Annotated in this window: 1 pseudogene; it reads left to right on the top strand. The window is 67.2% G+C overall.

Going from position 1 to position 460, the window contains the following annotated elements:
* Positions 1 to 457: pseudogene (locus EN742_RS37325) on the top strand (gfo/Idh/MocA family oxidoreductase); the annotation flags it as partial.
* Between the last annotated feature and the right edge of the window lie 3 nt (positions 458 to 460).

Genomic DNA, 460 nt, shown 5'->3' on the forward strand with positions numbered 1-460 from the left:
GGGCGTGCACGCCAAGACGCTCGGCCATCCCAACCACAAGGTCGCGCAGACCCGCACCAGCGCCATCCTCGACTACGGCGACACGGTGCGCTGCGCGCTCTCGATCAACCACGACCACAAATTCGGCCGCCGCCACCAGGCCTGCGAGTTTCGCATCTGCGGCACCGAGGGCGCGGCCTATGTCAAGCTCGGCCTCAATCTCGATTACCCGCGCGGCGAGCCGGACATTCTGGAAATCCAGCCGAAAGGCGGGTCGGAGTGGGTCACCGTGCCGCTCGCCGGCGAATGGTTTCCCGATGCCTTTGTCGGCCGCATGGCCAATGTCCAGCGCTTCGCCTCCGGCGAAGATGCTGAGCTGGTGAGTTCCGTCGAGGACGCCTGGCACACCATGGCGCTGGTCGAGGCCGCCTATAAATCGAGCGCCGCGCCGGCGACGCCGCTGGCCGCGATGCCATAAGGC

Origin of the sequence: Mesorhizobium sp. M4A.F.Ca.ET.020.02.1.1 (genome assembly GCF_004022645.1) — a bacterium.
GTDB lineage: Bacteria > Pseudomonadota > Alphaproteobacteria > Rhizobiales > Rhizobiaceae > Mesorhizobium.